The following is a 16885-nucleotide window of genomic DNA, read 5'->3' as shown; positions in this document are numbered from 1 at the left end:
CCCAAGAAGCTTTAGTCTTCTGAGTGTTGTAGACAAGCTAAGCTCTGAAAAATGAGCAGCAAGTAGAGTAAAAAGTAGTTACTCACGATTGAATTGATATCCAGTTTTCTAGATTGTTACCAGTTTTTCCTGGCAGCCATAGCGATACGGTACCACCTGACTCCATTCCGAACTCAGAAGTGAAACGTATTAGCGCCGATGGTAGTGTGGGGCTTCCCCATGTGAGAGTAGGACACTGCCAGGTCCCAATTCGAAAAAGCTCTTGTCTTACGACAAGGGCTTTTTTTGTTTGAGGCTCGGTATAGTAAAAAAGAGTGTACTGTACCTCTTCCTTGCGCGCGATTTTCGTAAAAGAAGCGCGACAGAGAGTCTCACAATTTTTCACCACTAAACCCGCCTTACGGCGGTTTTTTGGCGTTTGGATGACAGAAAAACTTGGTATTATGTATATAGCTAAAAGTATTCAGTGAAGTTGATAGCCGAAACGTTAACTGTTGTACAAATCTACTGAATTGTCTTTAAATGCTGTAATACTTGTTTATTAATAGCCGTTAGCTTTGCATTTTTAGAACTTGCAGTCCAAACCAGAAGTCTATTAAAAAAGCTTTGTGTGTTGTGTAAAGCAGCTAATCCTTCGTTTGTCTCGTACGCTTCATGCCATGAACTAAAAGGGGGGGGCCGCTACTGATAACCACTCACTCCAATATTCTAGTGTCATAGACTCTCTTAACATTAAATACACCGTTGCACGCACCAATCTGTCTGATTCTCCGTAGATGTAAAAGTGTATTTCACTTGGATTGATCGCTTGCTGAATAGCTTGAGAAAGAGCTTTCAATTGCGGTTCATCGAACGCTTGGTTAAGTGATAGTTGAAGCGCTAGATCTGAAGCATGTGCTATTTGGTGTATGTAACCGATATCTTCACTAAACCCGGTATAATCATTTACGTTTACAAGAGCGTCAGTGCTAATATCTAACAACTGTTTTCGTTCTTATTATTGATACAATCGACGCCCTTCTCATCAAATTAAATTACGAAGTTAGAGTAGAGTGTGCTCCTCCAGCTCGTTTGTTTGAACGAATTAGAACCGGCGTTGTTGATTTAACAATAAATGTAAAAGGCACTCGCGCATTAGATGATAATGTTATTTTCTTAGATAAGCCCGTCGTCTTTTTATCTACTTTGTTAGTATCAAACAAAAAACGATTAAACGAGAAATCTGTCGCAGCGGTAAGAGGCTATGACTTTCTTGGTTTGCGCAAGAAATTGCTTGACGAGGGGTATACTTTTTTTGATATGGCCAACGCATCTGAAGCTATTCAGCTTTTCGAAATGCATCGCACTGCACATCTTCTCACTTATGAAGCACCATACATGTTTTATGTGGCTAATAATGGCTCTACAGTAAGCGAACTTCTTGTTTCTCAACGTCGAAATATACCCTCGTTTTTAGCTCTCTCAAAAACGAGTGATCAAAAAGACAGTTTATTAACGAACCTTGAGCAGGCGATGATGGATATAAACAGTTATTCAATTCTAGATTTTTATAAGAAAAATGACTTTTCCATTGAGAATTAGTTTTAAAAATCAATATAAAACAATGCGTTAAATGGGAAGGTAAGCGGAAGGTTGACCTCGTAAAAGTAGCGTAACTTTGTATACATACCTAGTGCAGTAATAGTGCAATGAAAGGATGTATACCGCCATGCAAAGTAACAAAAATACAGTTAGCAGCCCGACCAAACTGTTTAATTACTATCAGAACAGCTCCCTCGCAAGAATGATAAACTTTATCAATGAAGCTATTGTAGTGTTGAACATTGATGGAATTGTAGAAATATTAAATTCTAACGCTTCTGATTTACTTGGCGCGCGACGAGAGCGGATAATTGGCGAAAATTTTCTCGATTATATAGAAAGCGGTTCCGATAAAAACAGTCTAATCAAACGTTCTCTCAATGCTGGAAAAGAGCGCATCATACAAGTACCCCCAATCGAAGTTACTCTTCAACACGAGAAATCCGACGATCAGTCATTAGACGTTGAACTATCTATTTCTTCCTTACCGGAAGAGTTTTCTTCATCAAATTCGCTATTTCTTTGCATTCTCCGCGACATGACAGTGCATAAAGCCGAACACACCATGCTTAAAAGAAAAGCTGAAACTGATTTTCTTACAGGTTTAGCTAACAGGCACAAATTTTCTTCGTACATATCGCAACAGTGGACTTACTGCGTGAACAATAATCTTCCAATCAGCCTGTTGATGATTGATATCGATCATTTTAAGCGCTTTAACGATGAATATGGTCATGTAGCCGGCGACCGCTGTCTTAAGCGAATTGGTGATGTGTTGTCTTTGAGCTTGCCGAATAGAGATGCACTTGCCGCTCGCTATGGTGGGGAAGAGTTCGCCATTGTTTTACCGAATTGTCACGCACAGAATGCACAATTATTGGCAATGCGTCTAAAACGCCATCTTGCACAACTGAGTATAAAGCTCTTTGCACTTGAAACTGATACTAAGTTAACCGTAAGTATTGGTGTCGCTACGCATTACAATCACAGGTATGCATCTCCTGAATCGTTAATTAACGGCGCAGATACTCTTTTGTACCAAGCTAAAGCGCAAGGGAGAAATCAAATTTGTTATTTGTAGTGGATTCGCAAAGCCTGAATGGTAAATACGCGCTCAACAACATTACAAAAGTTGAACGCGCAATATCGACGGATAACTGCCATGTTTCTTGGTCTAGTCCATGAGAACGTTAACCTGGTCTGCGATTAATCATCTGTGGATCTGGACTGACAAAAATGCAGTTTAATGGGGCTGTGACTAATTTCATGCAGATATCCTCTTTCGAATGGTCGGAGTCGACAAAAATAATTGTCTGACGATCATTTGAGATACTAAAGGTCAAATCATTATCAGCATCGCCGGAAATGATGGGGCCAACGAAACCAAGCTGTTGCTCGTTTTTAATCAAGGTGTAAGAAATTACCGTGTTAGGTTCTGTTACGACAATTGTCGATTCAGCCAAGGTAGTGCCTTCAATGTCGGTATAAAATGTGTACGTATGTTTTTCAGGGCTTGCCGATACATAGAACTGGATTAATGGAGTAGGTGATGACATTGTTTCTCTCTTATTTGCTAAGTGATTTAAAGTTATTGGAGTAAGCGAGTATAGAATTGACGCATTTCGTCTATTTTACTGTACGGGGGATTTTCTGAGTTCAAGCATATAGATGCAACATGTTGTGCATACAGTATGCTGTAGTGCTGACTTTTGTTGGCAACACTATCGTTCAAACTAGATAAATGCGCACAGAGCCGTTCAATTTGCTCGCTATCGTCGTGAAGTTCCTGGTTAATTTTTAAAGTTAGGTACTCATTTCGTGACTGAAGAGAATAAAAATCAGAAACGGGTTCTTGTGACTGCAGTTCTGGCTTAAGCGTTTCGAGCTGATTAATAAGTTCACCGGCGTGTTTCCAGCTGTCTTTAGATTGCAAAAAGCGTATTAGCGTAGAAATAGAGCGATATTCATTTTTATCAGATACTAAGCTAATAAGTTTGGACGTTTCGTCTTCAACGTCTTGTGTGTAAAAGTAAACATGCTTAAGCGTTTTAATATAGACGTCATCGCCTATCCACTCTGTGTTTTTCGGATCTTGTTGCAGCGCTTTTTCTATCAAATATTTTGCTTTATCTATTGAATGTAAAGCTTGTTCGTCATTATTTCGCATTAAAAGCAATGTGGCTTGCTTGGTGAGTAAAGCAACATAAGTTTGTATAACCGCCGCATTTTCACCATCTTGTTCATACAATAACTGGAGTTGGGAAGCCCCTTCGCGATAGTAACGTTCCGCGCTTTCAAATTCACCTAAATGCAATACCATCGAAGCTAGCCAAGATCGCGTGTCGGCTGAATACAATAATGCTTCTGTATTACTCGGATCGGCTTCTACTACTTTTTCTTTATATTCAAGCGATGCCTGGTAATGCTTAATTGCATTTTCAAAGTCAAACTGCTCGAAGGCAATAGTGCCTACGGAGTTCTCTGCATAAGAAACTTCCATCATGGCTTCGAGACTATTTGGAGCCGCTGCGAGCATAGCTTTACTTGTACTAAGATAGCTATCGAAGTATTTTTTTGACTCACTCATAGCACCGTTAATGTAGTGAATTTGACCTAGCCAAAATTGATTTGCGCCATACGCTTTAAGAAGTTGCTGGTTGGTTTGCTGTTCTTTTAGTAATTCTTCAAGACGTATTGATGCTTCGTCGTATGCTTCTTTAGCTGTGTCGATTTCGTCACGATAAAATTTAACTTCGGCCATGGCTTGAACAGACAAAGCGTGCTGAAAACGAAGCTCAAAACTAGCTGATTGTGTATTAAACAAAGTAGTATTTTGAGTTTGTTTAGCGCGTTCGACATATTGTAGCGCTTGTTCACTGATGCCTTCTAATAAGTCCATTCTTTTAACGGTGCGAAGCTTATCTGCAAAATCACCTATCATGAACCCCATTAAGTCTTCTGCTTCTTTTCGTTTGTTTTCTGCTAGCTCACGCGCTTGCTGGCTGTATATAGTAGCAATGGATGAAACAACGAGTAATACAACCAATGTTGCAGCAGTAACACCTTTTAAAACTTTCCGTCGACTAATACGCTTTTGACTTTGCGCAATAAATTCCCTTTCGCTTTCTTCAAGACGAATATTCGCTAGACTAGTCAACATGATTGCATCGAAAAATGGTTTTCCTTCTGACAATAGAAAAGCGTGATTTTTGTTATTTACTAACCACTGACTAGTTTGTTCTGCTAACCTTGCTTTTAGAATTAGGCTGTTGTGATGTGTCTCCACCCACTTCTGAACGCGCTCCCACTTTCGCAACACGGCTTCATGGGCAACTTTGAAACTTGCTTTTCCTTTATTTGAGAAAGAAACAAATAAGCGATGCTCGACCATTTGCTTAACTAACTCTCGCTCGTCCTGCGTTTGTAGCGTGTCCCAATGTGCCGTTTTGCTTGTCAATGTGTTACCCGACTGCGTTACATTAACAATAAGAGGAAGGATATTATCTAACGCATTTTTCACGGCGTCAGAAAGACTTTCATAAAGTTGCTCAGCCTTGTGTCCTATAGCCCCTTCAATGCCCTCTAATTCGTTATATGTCTTTACACATAGCTTGTTGTTCGCTCTTTGCAAATATAATTCTTGAAGTGTGTATTGCAGCAATGGAAGACAATTAGGTGCGCGAGATGCATCGGATAGAATGATATCGTCTAGTCGTGAATTTGTGTGCTCATCGAATTCCCAGGCAATATTTGCGGCAACCGCGGGTCGTTTAATAATTTGACTTAACTCGTTCAATGAGGGGGGCGTAACGTCTATATGTGCGCCCTTTCCTTTGTTCTTCATTAATGTTTCGAAGGTAGAAATAATCGGGTAAAAATCGTTTCTACTGATGAGGAAGGTGAGGAAAAAATTGCTTTGGCTCAGCTGTTCTAGAATACTAAAAAAACGTGATTTGGAAGACGTGGGAATAGACTGATCTGCCAGGTACGCCTCTAGTCGGTCTATGATGATTGCAAAACATGGGAAGTTAACCCCCTGATCTCGTTCTGCAAGCCAATCAGAGACAATTGCTATAACTTGGTCTGCTTCATTTAGCAGCAGTTCAGCAAGTTCTGTTGCACTTAAATTATTAAAGACGTAACTATTTTCATCGCCCCAGTCGATCATATAAGAGGCGAGCTCAACAAAGATAGCAAATTCATTGTTCGAAGATTCTATGTCGGCAACATCGATACTAGCAAAGTCATGCGCATAGATACTGTTTAGCCCTTTATTTCTAAGAAACAGAGGGAGTACGCCTGCATGTATTAATGAACTTTTACCGCATCCACTAGGGCCTAAAATTAATGAAAAAGGCCTTTTTTTGCGAAATAATTCCGCCTTGTGCGAAACAATATCTCTAATTAGCGCGTCTCGACCGAAAAATATTTCACTCTCTTTAGCAGTAAACGCTTTTAACCCTACGAATGGGGGATGTTCGGTCCATGTAGATGCTACCGTATTATCTGTGTCGTTCACCAAAAACTGAACGTCAGCGATTATTCGATAACCTCGTTTGCGAACGGTTTCAATATATTGGGGGGCTGTTGCTTTATCGTTTAATGCCCTTCTTAAATGTGTGATTGCTTTATGTACAGGATTGTCACCGGTAGGAGAATCGGGCCAGCATTGTGAAACAATTTCGTCCGCTGAGACTACTTCATTGTTTTTTTGGCATAACAAAAGCAGAACATCCATTGACTTAGGCTCAATGCTTCGCTTTATTTTCCCTAACGTCAATCTATTATTAGACGGTTCGACTTGCCAATCGCCTAAAAAAAATTTTTGTCTCACGCTCAGCCCCAATACACTATTCGTTTTTATTTAATGTGAATGTTCACTTTTTTTCCTATATTAAGCGCATAATGAGTGAATGAATAAAGAGATAATGTAAAAAAGTTATATTTCTTGTAAGTTTTTTTTGTATTGGCAAGGTCTTTTAAATTACACGTGCTTACTGTACGTCAAACATGACTAATATTATTGAGGGTACATCAATGAAACAAATCAAAAAATCATCAGTAGCGACAGCGTTGGGTGCAGTTGTAATTGGCTCTTTGGCGTCAACGGTTGCAGTAGCAGATGTAAATCCATTTGGTATGCAAGCATTAGAATCTGGTTACAGCCAATTCGCTGCGGAAGGCAAGTGTGGCGAAGGTAAATGTGGCGGCGACAAAGCAGAGAAAGAAGGCAAGTGCGGCGAAGGTAAGTGTGGCGGCGACAAGAAAGCTGGAAAAGAAGGCAAGTGCGGCGAAGGTAAATGCGGTAGCATGTAACCGCCATTCAAAAAGCATCGTGTAGCTTGAAAAAGAATGATGAAGGCTACACGAGTTACGCTTAGCAAAAAAATGGCTGTCGAATGATGGCCTTTTTTGTCTAGTAACGTACGTTACAATTGTGCAATCCCATGCGGTAAAGGGGAAGATATGAAAAACATCTGTGGCGCAGGTCTTGGGTTTCGCCGGGAAATGCTAAAAGCGCTTTTACCTACATTGCCATCTGAAGTCGATTTTTGGGAAGTAGCCCCTGAAAATTGGATCCCACTTGGTGGGAAGTACCAAGAACAATTTCAGCAAGCGTCTTCGCAAGCTCCCTTTACAACTCATGGTTTATCTTTGTCTATCGGAAGTAGCGACAAACTAGATGTCGAGTTTGTAAAAAACGTTAAGCGATTTTTAGATGCAAACAATATTGCATTGTATAGCGAGCACTTAAGCTTTTGTTCTGGCAACGGGCATATGTACGATCTGATGCCAATTCCTTTTACTGAAGACGCGATTAAGCACGTAGTATCTCGAATTGTTCAAGTTCAAGATATCATCGAACGACCGCTGGTCTTAGAAAATGTCTCTTATTACATTGCGCCAGGCCAAGAGATGGATGAACTTGAATTTACCAAGAGCATACTAAATGAATCGGGTTGCAAAATGCTTCTCGACGTAAACAATGTTTACGTGAACAGTATCAACCATAAATACGATGCGAAAGCGTTCATTAACGGCTTGCCCTCAGACAAAATTGTGTATGGCCATATTGCTGGTCATTATGATGAAGCAGAGGATTTGAAAGTTGATACTCACGGGGCTGATGTCATTGAGCCAGTTTGGGCGCTGTTGGAGCATGCTTACCTTACTCACGGCGTATTTCCGACTTTGCTAGAGCGTGATTTTAATATTCCCCCGTTAAGCGAATTATTAGCGGAAGTGAAGAAAATTAAGCAAATTCAAGCAAAATGCGAAGCTGTTCAAGCATCAAACGTTAAAGGAAGTGTCGCGTGACTCAGTCATTTCAAACCACTCAAAAAACGTTCGTTGATGCGATCAAAGACCCACAGACATTTTGTGATACCGACACTGATCACATTCGTCGGATGAAAATCTATCAATCCCTGTTTTTTAACAACATCGATAATTTCGTCAGTACCGGTTTTCCCGTTTTAAAATCTATTGTGGTAAAACAGTATGGTGAAAAAGGATGGGAGAGTATTGTGCGTCAATTTTTTATTGAGCACGAATGCCGCTCCCCTTATTTTGCTGAAATAAGTAAAGAGTTCGTTGAGTACCTTTCAACAGAGCCAACCTTCGATATTACTCTGCCCGACTTTGCTGCGGAGCTTGCTCACTATGAGTGGCTTGAGCTTGACGTCAGTATCAGAAAAAACGAAGACGACATTGAATTTTATCAACAAGGAAACAATGTTCCCGCAATTAGGGTGTCACCGTATGCCTCGTTGGCGGCATATCAGTTCGAAGTCCATCTAATTGGTGAGGATTATATCCCAGAGCAACCTGCCCAAGAACAGCAGTTCTACGTTGTTTACAGAGACCGTGAGTTTGACGTTCAATTTGCTCATGTTAATCCGGTGACGGCTATTTTAGTCAACACGCTGGAACAATATGAACTGGGGATGGAAATAGAACAATTAGCTGAGTCGTTGTGCCAACAACTTCCCCAAATTCCTTCAAACGTGCTTATAAATGGTATGAACCAGACCCTCACTGACATGTTACAAAAAGGAATACTGCTTCCAGTATCCTAAGTAACCATTACTATTTACCTGCTTTATATTAAACTTTCGCCAGGATCTGGTCTGAAAGTGAGCGATCGATCATATTAGCGCTGTCAATCGGGCTTGCTTTCGATTAACATTTAGCACCATTTTTTTGTTCACAAAATTGTTTAGGTAGTGCAAATGGCTGACAATTCAGATTTCAAAGAAGTCTATAACAAGTGGTACTTTCTAGCATCGCTAGTAACTCTAATCGCGTTCCCGTTGATGCATATCATCGCCGGCTGGTTCACCTTCTGGTTATAACGCAGACATTCAAGGCATAATTGTGACTGCAGAATATATTAAATCAGTAGTGAAAACCGTACCTGACTATCCAAAGCCAGGTATTTTATTTAGAGATGTGACCAGCGTTTTAGAAGATCACAAAGCATTTAGTAGCTGTATCTCGTTACTTGTAGAAAAGTATCAAGGTATGGGATTTACCAAGATAGCAGGTACTGAAGCACGCGGGTTCCTTTTTGGTGCGCCATTGGCCATCGAAATGGGCATTGGTTTTGTTCCAGTGAGAAAACCCAACAAACTTCCTCGTGAAGTAGTTAGCGAGAGCTACGAGCTTGAATATGGCATGGATACATTGGAAATCCATAAAGATGCCATTGAGCCAGGTGATAAAGTCCTTCTTATTGACGATTTACTTGCAACTGGTGGAACGATAGCCGCTTCTGCGAAACTAATTCGTTCACTAGGCGGTGAAGTAAACCATGCAGGTTTTGTTATTAACTTACCGGACCTAGGTGGCGAGAAGAAATTGAGTACGCTTGATATAGAAAGCTACTCTATTTGTGAGTTTGAAGGCGAATAATCGCTATAAAGCATAACTAGCAAAAGGCGAAATACGTAATAATGAGTTATCAGGTACTAGCAAGGAAGTGGCGACCGGGCAAGTTCAGTGAACTTGTGGGTCAGGAACATGTTGTCTCTGCCATTTCAAATGCTTTGGATAACGATCGTCTACACCACGCTTATCTGTTTACAGGTACGCGAGGCGTAGGTAAAACTACCATTGCACGTATTTTTTCGAAAAGCCTTAACTGCGAAGAAGGACAAGGGGCAAACCCTTGCGGTCAATGTAACACCTGTAAAGAGATAGAGCAGGGGAACTACGTTGATTTGTTAGAGATTGACGCTGCATCAAGAACCAAAGTTGAGGATACTCGCGAGCTTCTTGATAACGTGCAATACAAACCCACTCGCGGGCGTTACAAAGTGTACCTTATCGATGAGGTACACATGCTTTCAAAACACAGCTTTAATGCGCTGTTAAAAACGCTGGAAGAGCCACCTCCACATGTTAAGTTCTTACTGGCGACCACCGATCCTCAAAAGCTTCCGATAACCATCTTATCCCGTTGCTTGCAGTTTAACTTGAAAGCCATGTCTCGGGAGCAGATTGTTGGACAGCTGCAGCATATTTTAGAGCATGAACAGCTACCTTTCGAGCCACAAGCGCTAGCGCTTTTGGCAAGAGCCGCCCAAGGTAGTATGCGTGATGCGCTGAGTTTAACAGACCAAGCGATTGCACAGGGTGGAAATCAAGTGCTGGCATCGGTGGTAACCGATATGTTGGGGCTGATGGACAAGAACCAGCTGCTTAAAGTGGTTCATGCGGTAGTAAGTAAAAGTCCTGCCGATGTATTGCAGTTGGTCAATGACATCGCAGAGCAAGCCCCCGATTATGACAACGTACACAGCGAATTGGCTAGCCTGCTGCACCAAATAGCGTTAACGCAATGGGTGCCTGAAGCATGTAAGCTAGAAACTACATCGGCTAAAGCGATATTTCAATTAGCGAAAACTATTCCAGCCGAGCAAGTGCAGCTGCTTTATCAGATTGCACTGCAAGGAAGAAAAGACTTACCGTTTGCTGCGGATGGAAAAAGTGCGTTTGAAATGACATTGATGCGAATGATGTCGTTTGCTCCAAATACCCCCATCAAAGACACCGCAAGCGAGATTGAAAACGGGAGGAGTGAGCATAGTTTACCTGTAGATCATGCTTCTTCCAGTGGTGGCCCGGGAAACGTCGGTAAGCAGGAGGAAGCGCCGTTAAGCGAAACTTCTGCAACCAATGTGCAGGAGGAGACGCCTTCACATCTATCGGTTGAATCTACCTCTGAACAGTCGTTAGAAAGTGCGCCATCTACCCCAGACTCACTTGCTACATCAATAATCGAAAAAGAGCAGCAAGAACAATCTACGTCTCCATTTGAATCACAGCAAGAGCAGGAACATGCAGCCGCTGATGAAAGCGAGTTGAGTGGAAGTGATACTCTGTCGGCGCTACCTCATGCAGAGTCAGGTGCAACGACAACTCAAACTACAAAACTTGAGCGTGATGCTTCACATGATGATGAATCCGTAAAGCCAGCTCCAACTTCGTCTATTGAAGAACTACCCGTAGAAAACACCGCGGTACAAGCGGTACAAACAGAAAGCGTTGCTGCAGAGCTTGAACCAACGCCAAGTGAAGTCAGTGCGCCCCATAACGAAGCAGCGCAATATTTCGATGGACCTCCGTTAGATGCGTACATGGACGATATGCCACCTCCGTCAGAAGATGATGGTTCCTTAGGTTTTGAAGGTTTTCAAAGCGCTGAGGGTTTTCATAACGCTGAGGGCTCTTATGACGCTGAGGGCTCTTATGACGCTGAGGGCTCTCATAACGCCAAAGGCTCTGATAAAAACAGCGAGTCGTTGGCACACGAGAACGAACCGTCCTCATTAACGGCCGAAGAGCAGCTTACCTCTACGGCTGATATGTTGGCACTTCGTCAAAAGTTAAAGCAAAGAAAAGCACAAGACGCAGAGTCAAAAAGTACCAGCGCAGCAAATGCTAAGACCGAAAGTGCAAGTGATATTCAAGCGCGCTTTACCAGAAGTAAAGCCGAGGCTTTGAGTACTGCACAAACTGCACATGGAGTTAACAAGGGTAGCGATAATAGTGCAGGGCAGGCTAGCGCTGATAACGAAATCAAGAGTGGTGATTTAAACCCCGTTGGGCATGAAAACAGCCGTGAGCTGCAAGACCATAGCCCTAAGCCTCTAAATAATAGCCCAGAGCTTAGAGATAACACCCCGGAGCGTATAGATAGCGGCTCAGAACATAAAGATAATAGTGTTGCGCGCGGTGACACTCCTCAACTGGAAAGTACAAACTCAGGCTCGTCTTTAGGTAATACTCACGCGCATTCTTCTGACACTATGCATACTAGCGAGTCAGAAAAGAATCATTCTAGCTCAAACAACACGAGCGATTTCTCGCTTGATGAATTTGAAGAGGATATGCCTTTTTCAAATGACGAATCTGAGGTGCAATCAAACTCGGAAACACCTGTTGAGGATATGCCACCTTGGGCTACTGATTACGATAATCACCCACCTCAACACGTTGAAGGTGCTGACTATGTTGAAACTCCCTCTGATAGCAGTTCGAATTACGACAGTGCCCCTGAGCAGATGGAAAGTGCGGGAGATCGGTCTTTTGCGCGGGATGCTCTAAATTTTGATACGCCGCTGAGCAGTACCTATGACGGGCAGTTAAAAGCGTACTTAAATGACGGAAGCAAATTAACTCACGCTAGCCAAATTGACGAATGGAGCAATCTAGTTGAGCAAATGCCAGTTGCTGGTCTACTCAAACAATTGGTGCTGCACGCATCATTTTCTCGAGCGGGCAATCAAGTGTCCCTTGAAATTGACCATAGTCAGACGCATTTATTAAATGATAGTGCGAAAAAGCAATTGGTTGATGCAATCCATCATGGGTTGGGTGAAAACGTTGAAGTAAATATCACGTTAGGTGAACCAGCATCTACACCTTTTGCGTTACAACAAGAGATTCATGCCATGCGCCATGCGCATGCACACTCGGTGATTAAAACCGACGATACAATTCAAGCATTGCTATCGACTTTCGATGCGTCAGTGCTAACCGATTCGGTTAAAGCGCGATAGCAGAATTATTAACACCAAAACGAAGCGAGACAAAAATTATGTTTAAAGGTGGAATGGGCAATATCATGAAGCAGGCGCAGCAAATGCAAGAGCGCATGCAAAAAGCACAAGACGACCTAGCCAAAATTGAAGTAACAGGTGAAGCGGGTGCAGGCATGGTTAAAGTAACCATGACGTGCAACCACAACGTGCGTCGTGTAGACATTGATGAGTCATTGATGGACGACGACAAAGATATGGTTGAAGATTTGGTTGCTGCAGCATTTAACGACGCGGTACGTCGAGTTCAAGAAACTAGCAAAGAGAAGATGGGTGATGTGACTGGCGGAATGCCATTACCTCCTGGCTTCAAAATGCCGTTTTAAATAATTATGTAAAGCTAGAAGCGAAACAGCTTGCAAGTATTTTGCGAGTGAAATCATAGAAAATTGCCGGCAACACGCCGGCGATTTTTATTGAAAATCTAAAATTTTGCCGATGGTCAGGCCAATGCGTTGCGCATTACTTTTCTATAAATGCTTGTTCGATTACATAATGCCCCTGACGGCGCGAGTTAGCTTTCGAGAAGCCCTTGTCGTCTAGCATAGACATAAGGTCTTGTAGCATGTTGTCGTTGCCACATAGCATGAATCTGTCATTTTCAATGTCTAATTCAGGCATACCTATATCATCCAGCAACTTTCCGCTTTCAATTAGCTTCGTTATCCGTCCTTCGTGAGCGATACCGTTTTTCTCATAACTTTCTCTCGTAACAGTAGGATAGTAAATGAGTTTTTCACGCACTTCGTCACCGTAATAAGGGTTGTTAGGAAGTTGGTGCTCAATTTCGTTTTGATAGGCAAGTTCAGAGCGCCAACGCGTTCCGTGAACTAATATGATTTTTTCAAAGCTTTCATAAATGAAAGGATCTCTGATAATACTCATAAATGGTGCTAGACCTGTACCAGTGCTGAGCAAATAAAGATGTTTTCCGGGTAACAAGAAACCAGGCACGAGCGTACCTGTAGGCCTAATATTAATCATTACCTGGTCACCAGGTTCAATATTTTGAAGGCGAGAAGTAAGCGCACCATCTGGCACCTTAATACTAAAAAATTCCAATTCCTCATCATAATTTGGGCTTGCGATGCTGTAGGCCCTCATCAGTGGCCTACCATCTACTTCAAGACCAATCATAACGAATTGACCACTTTCAAAACGAAAAGATGATTCTCTCGTTGTTTTGAAACTAAACAGAGTGTCATTCCAATGGCGAACTTGGGTTACGGTTGCGTTTATAAGATTTCGCATTCGTTTTCCTACTTACTTAGTCATCAAGCCATGCTGCCATTCTCGCACACTTTACAATATGATAATAGTTATCATTAACGTTTGTGGTGTCGGTATACGCACGTAAAATCTAACGTGCTATCAGTTTTAAATAAGTATTTTTAGCAATAGTTCAACCAGGCCTTTCTTCCGTAACATTAAAACACTGTCACATTCAGTCATTTAGCTTGCGCATAGCAAAGGAACACAAATAATAGAATGTGGCATTTCGAAATGAGGGAGGATGCTGTGTTAGCAAAAATGTTAAAACGCTTTCAGGTCCAACGTGATTGTGCCGTCGAAAACCCATCTATCAATAATACCGCTGTATCCCTTTGGAAGGACGCAGGCCAAGTCTACTATTTAGAGAACACGCTGAAGCTTACTTATCAGTCCAACGCGGGAAAGATAACAATTGAAAAGCTCTCAATGACGTCTTTACCTCAAGTTCTTGCTGAGCTTCAAGCATTGGATACCGTCTCAACGCTAGCGCGAAAGGAAACTGCTAATCAGGTGGATGCATTTAGTGTTAGTGTGTGTGGTGTAACTTGGCAAACCGCAGACAATGGTCAGAGCATCCGTATTAAAGCGCTTCCAGAAGCTGCTACTCTGCGCAGCCCTACTGCCTGCTTCACAAAGTCTCAAGCAATTTTCAAACACGCCTTTATGCTTGAACATGATGACTTACTCACACCTGCATCATTGAGTAAGCCCGGGATCTTTACATACAATCGGATATCGTTAAGTGATTTCATTAGTCAGTTAGCGCTGGCTAACGAAAAGTTAGCAAATGGGCAAAAAGCTACAGTGAGCGTTGGTCACCAAAATTTTGAAACTGCATTTACTGACCATGAGCAGTCAATCATTGAACAATTCATAAAGCACGATGAAACCGTATTCAATAAAGATGGACGTCAACGTCTACTTACTGATAAAGGTTAGGCTTGTTTTCAGCATGATACGTTGATAATTATGGGCTGATACACAGCTTACAAATATTGAGCGCATGCCCAACTCATCGACATTAACAGTAAAATCTCATTTAACCGTTGTTCCGTAGAAAAAGTGTCCCAAATAGTTGAATGATCGTTGTATCATTGCGTTTTTTATCTTTCAGAAAACTCAACGTGTTCAGTTAACCGCTAATCGCGAAAGTTAACTCGTTAAAATAGAGGTTTTAGTAGTGCTAAGGAAAGGCTTAGTTATCACCACGGTTATTTTACTACCCATCGCAACCGTGTTGTTTTTTATGAGTATTCACGACCTGTTTAAAATGAAAACAGTAACGGTCGACCCGAAGCTTAAGGAAATTTCAGGTATAGAATACGATAAATACAAAAGGCTTTGGGCCATTAACGACAGTGGCGATGGACCTATCCTTTATATGCTCAATAAAGATGGAACTATTGAGAGGGAAGTTACAGTTACAAATGCCAAAAACGTCGACTGGGAAGACATGACACAAAACAGTTTCGGTCATTTCTTTTTAGGAGACTTCGGTAACAATGACAACAAGCGACGCTGGTTAACGATTTATAAAATTGAAAACCCCATTGACATAAAAACTGATACCACAGAAGCAGAAATCATTAAGTTTACTTACCCGGAAATGGGAAAAGGAAAAGTAAAACCGAAAGACAAGAACTACGATTTGGAAGCGTTCGTAGAGTACAAGCGTAACCTCTACCTGTTTACAAAAAATAGAACAAAACCCTTCGATGGCATCACCAAGTTGTATAAGGTGGGAGATCATGCCGCTAACTTTGACGCACAGCTCATCGGCGAATTTAAAACCTGTACCACCCTTGAAAAGTTATGCTGGATCACATCGGCTGCAATAAGCCCTGATAGGACTAAACTGGTGCTGTTAGATTCAACAAGCCTGTGGTTATTTGAAAATTTTGAAGGCGATAACTTCTTCAGTGGCGATGTGTCGCGTATTGATTTAGGCGTAGTCACACAAAAAGAGGCAGTGACGTTTTATGACGACAACACGCTGGTTTTCACCGATGAAGAGTACAAGGGGTTATTTGGGGGCAACATTTATGAAGTTAAGCTCGACCAAGCAAAGCGGAACGTGATTAAATACCGCGAAAGCTCGAATCAAAAAGAAAAAGCACCAAAGCAGTAAATACTATGAAGTTCAGTCCGCTACTCTCAGAATTAATTCAGGCACTAACGTGTCTTCCCGGCGTTGGCAACAAGAGCGCTCAGCGTATGGCATTCCACCTATTAGAGCGTAATCGCACTGGAGCAATTGATTTAAGCAACGTATTACACAACGCCATGGAGCATATTCATCATTGTAAGCGCTGCAGAACATTTACTGAAGACGAGCTATGTGACATTTGTCGTCACCCTGAAAGAGAAGCAAGTGGCTTGTTATGTATTGTTGAAAGCCCACAAGACGTACTAGCAATCGAACAAACCTTAAGTTACAAGGGGCAGTATTTTGTGCTTATGGGTCATTTGTCTCCTATTGACGGCGTTGGGCCAGAAGAAATTGGTCTTACTGAGCTTGAGGCTCGTCTTGCCGCAGGTGGGATAAATGAAGTTATCCTCGCCACAAACCCGACAGTAGAGGGGGAGGCCACGGCACATTATATCGCTCAACTTTGTGCAAGTCATAACGTTGATGCGTCTCGAATTGCCCACGGTGTGCCGGTTGGGGGAGAGCTCGAGTATATTGATGGTAATACTCTCACCCACGCATTTTCGGGTCGCCGCAAACTATAGTACTGTAAATTGGGGTATACCCATTCTTAGTAATTAAAACACTCAACGTGGGACCGCATCTGGCGGGCCTACGTCACGTTCTCTCTTATCGTTCGCCCACAAAATATTCAACATCAGACTTTATTGAAGATAAATCTCCTTATAAAAAATAAATTTTCGTTCTAAACGTTGAAAAGTGCGTTGAGCGACCTTAC

General features: G+C 41.9%; 15 protein-coding genes, 1 rRNA gene and 1 pseudogene. 13 read left to right on the top strand and 4 right to left on the bottom strand.

Annotation, left to right across the window (positions count from 1 at the left end):
- Positions 1-128: 128 nt before the first annotated feature.
- Positions 129-244, top strand: a 5S ribosomal RNA gene (gene rrf, locus KUL49_RS06225).
- A gap of 420 nt (positions 245-664) precedes the next feature.
- Here the strand turns inward: rrf and KUL49_RS06220 are convergent.
- Positions 665-982: a DUF2785 domain-containing protein gene (locus tag KUL49_RS06220; RefSeq protein WP_131136677.1), complete on the bottom strand. Its 318-nt coding sequence runs from the start codon at positions 980-982 to the stop codon at positions 665-667.
- A gap of 89 nt (positions 983-1071) precedes the next feature.
- Between KUL49_RS06220 and KUL49_RS06215 the strand changes: the two genes are divergently transcribed.
- The gene (locus KUL49_RS06215) at positions 1072-1581 is read left to right on the top strand and encodes a hypothetical protein (protein ID WP_131136676.1); all 510 of its coding nucleotides are present in this window, start codon (positions 1072-1074) and stop codon (positions 1579-1581) included.
- Positions 1582-1708: 127 nt separating this feature from the next.
- Positions 1709-2662 (top strand): sensor domain-containing diguanylate cyclase, encoded by a 954-nt coding sequence (locus tag KUL49_RS06210; protein ID WP_242633741.1) that lies wholly within the window; start codon positions 1709-1711, stop codon positions 2660-2662.
- Between the two features lie 109 nt (positions 2663-2771).
- Here the strand turns inward: KUL49_RS06210 and KUL49_RS06205 are convergent, their stop codons facing one another.
- Both KUL49_RS06205 and KUL49_RS06200 read right to left on the bottom strand, forming a co-directional pair.
- Positions 2772-3137, bottom strand: a complete 366-nt coding sequence (locus KUL49_RS06205; protein ID WP_131136674.1) for a DP-EP family protein — start codon at positions 3135-3137, stop codon at positions 2772-2774.
- A 32-nt stretch (positions 3138-3169) separates the two neighbouring features.
- On the bottom strand, positions 3170-6415 hold the full coding sequence (locus KUL49_RS06200; protein WP_131136673.1) for a winged helix-turn-helix domain-containing protein: 3246 nt from the start codon (positions 6413-6415) through the stop codon (positions 3170-3172).
- Positions 6416-6618: 203 nt separating this feature from the next.
- On the opposite strand from KUL49_RS06200, the pseudogene KUL49_RS06195 reads away from it, so the two are divergent.
- The 7 genes and pseudogenes from KUL49_RS06195 to KUL49_RS06170 all read left to right on the top strand — a co-directional run.
- Positions 6619-6888, top strand: a pseudogene (locus tag KUL49_RS06195) (hypothetical protein); the annotation flags it as partial.
- A gap of 159 nt (positions 6889-7047) precedes the next feature.
- Positions 7048-7899, top strand: a complete 852-nt coding sequence (locus KUL49_RS06190; protein WP_131136671.1) for a DUF692 domain-containing protein — start codon at positions 7048-7050, stop codon at positions 7897-7899.
- The gene (locus tag KUL49_RS06185; RefSeq protein ID WP_131136670.1) at positions 7896-8660 is read left to right on the top strand and encodes a DUF2063 domain-containing protein; all 765 of its coding nucleotides are present in this window, start codon (positions 7896-7898) and stop codon (positions 8658-8660) included. The genes KUL49_RS06190 and KUL49_RS06185 overlap by 4 nt, the downstream gene beginning before the upstream one ends.
- A gap of 153 nt (positions 8661-8813) precedes the next feature.
- Positions 8814-8936 carry a hypothetical protein gene (locus KUL49_RS21090; RefSeq protein WP_256253717.1) on the top strand — a complete coding sequence of 41 codons (123 nt, stop codon included), beginning with the start codon at positions 8814-8816 and terminating at the stop codon, positions 8934-8936.
- Between the two features lie 22 nt (positions 8937-8958).
- A complete protein-coding gene (gene apt / locus KUL49_RS06180; protein WP_014950051.1) occupies positions 8959-9495 on the top strand; it encodes an adenine phosphoribosyltransferase in 537 nt (178 codons plus the stop codon).
- Between the two features lie 41 nt (positions 9496-9536).
- Entirely contained in the window at positions 9537-12647 is a 3111-nt protein-coding gene (dnaX, locus tag KUL49_RS06175; protein WP_131136669.1) for a DNA polymerase III subunit gamma/tau, read from the top strand.
- Positions 12648-12685: 38 nt separating this feature from the next.
- Complete coding sequence (locus tag KUL49_RS06170) at positions 12686-13012, top strand: YbaB/EbfC family nucleoid-associated protein (protein ID WP_014950049.1); 327 nt, start codon at positions 12686-12688, stop codon at positions 13010-13012.
- Positions 13013-13148: 136 nt separating this feature from the next.
- Here the strand turns inward: KUL49_RS06170 and KUL49_RS06165 are convergent, their stop codons facing one another.
- The gene (locus KUL49_RS06165) at positions 13149-13937 is read right to left on the bottom strand and encodes a ferredoxin--NADP reductase (RefSeq protein ID WP_131136668.1); all 789 of its coding nucleotides are present in this window, start codon (positions 13935-13937) and stop codon (positions 13149-13151) included.
- A gap of 267 nt (positions 13938-14204) precedes the next feature.
- Between KUL49_RS06165 and KUL49_RS06160 the strand changes: the two genes are divergently transcribed.
- From KUL49_RS06160 to recR, 3 genes are all read left to right on the top strand, one after another.
- Positions 14205-14897, top strand: a complete 693-nt coding sequence (locus KUL49_RS06160) for a hypothetical protein (protein WP_242633740.1) — start codon at positions 14205-14207, stop codon at positions 14895-14897.
- A gap of 241 nt (positions 14898-15138) precedes the next feature.
- Complete coding sequence (locus KUL49_RS06155; protein ID WP_014950046.1) at positions 15139-16086, top strand: hypothetical protein; 948 nt, start codon at positions 15139-15141, stop codon at positions 16084-16086.
- A gap of 5 nt (positions 16087-16091) precedes the next feature.
- Positions 16092-16691 (top strand): recombination mediator RecR, encoded by a 600-nt coding sequence (gene recR, locus KUL49_RS06150; protein WP_014950045.1) that lies wholly within the window; start codon positions 16092-16094, stop codon positions 16689-16691.
- Positions 16692-16885: the final 194 nt, after the last annotated feature.

Origin of the sequence: Alteromonas sp. KUL17, from assembly GCF_006538305.1 — a bacterium.
Taxonomy (GTDB): Bacteria; Pseudomonadota; Gammaproteobacteria; order Enterobacterales; family Alteromonadaceae; genus Alteromonas; species Alteromonas macleodii.
This window is presented reverse-complemented; position numbering and strand designations above follow the sequence as displayed.

Bases quoted from the DNA above. Each gene is read 5' to 3' on its own strand.
- KUL49_RS06170 (WP_014950049.1), top strand. From the start codon at position 12,686: ATGTTTAAAGGTGGAATGGGCAATATCATGAAGCAGGCGCAGCAAATG.
- KUL49_RS06210 (WP_242633741.1), top strand. From the start codon at position 1,709: ATGCAAAGTAACAAAAATACAGTTAGCAGCCCGACCAAACTGTTTAAT.
- KUL49_RS06205 (WP_131136674.1), bottom strand. From the start codon at position 3,137: ATGTCATCACCTACTCCATTAATCCAGTTCTATGTATCGGCAAGCCCT.
- recR (WP_014950045.1), top strand. From the start codon at position 16,092: ATGAAGTTCAGTCCGCTACTCTCAGAATTAATTCAGGCACTAACGTGT.
- KUL49_RS06165 (WP_131136668.1), bottom strand. From the start codon at position 13,937: ATGCGAAATCTTATAAACGCAACCGTAACCCAAGTTCGCCATTGGAAT.
- KUL49_RS21090 (WP_256253717.1), top strand. From the start codon at position 8,814: ATGGCTGACAATTCAGATTTCAAAGAAGTCTATAACAAGTGGTACTTT.
- KUL49_RS06190 (WP_131136671.1), top strand. From the start codon at position 7,048: ATGAAAAACATCTGTGGCGCAGGTCTTGGGTTTCGCCGGGAAATGCTA.
- dnaX (WP_131136669.1), top strand. From the start codon at position 9,537: ATGAGTTATCAGGTACTAGCAAGGAAGTGGCGACCGGGCAAGTTCAGT.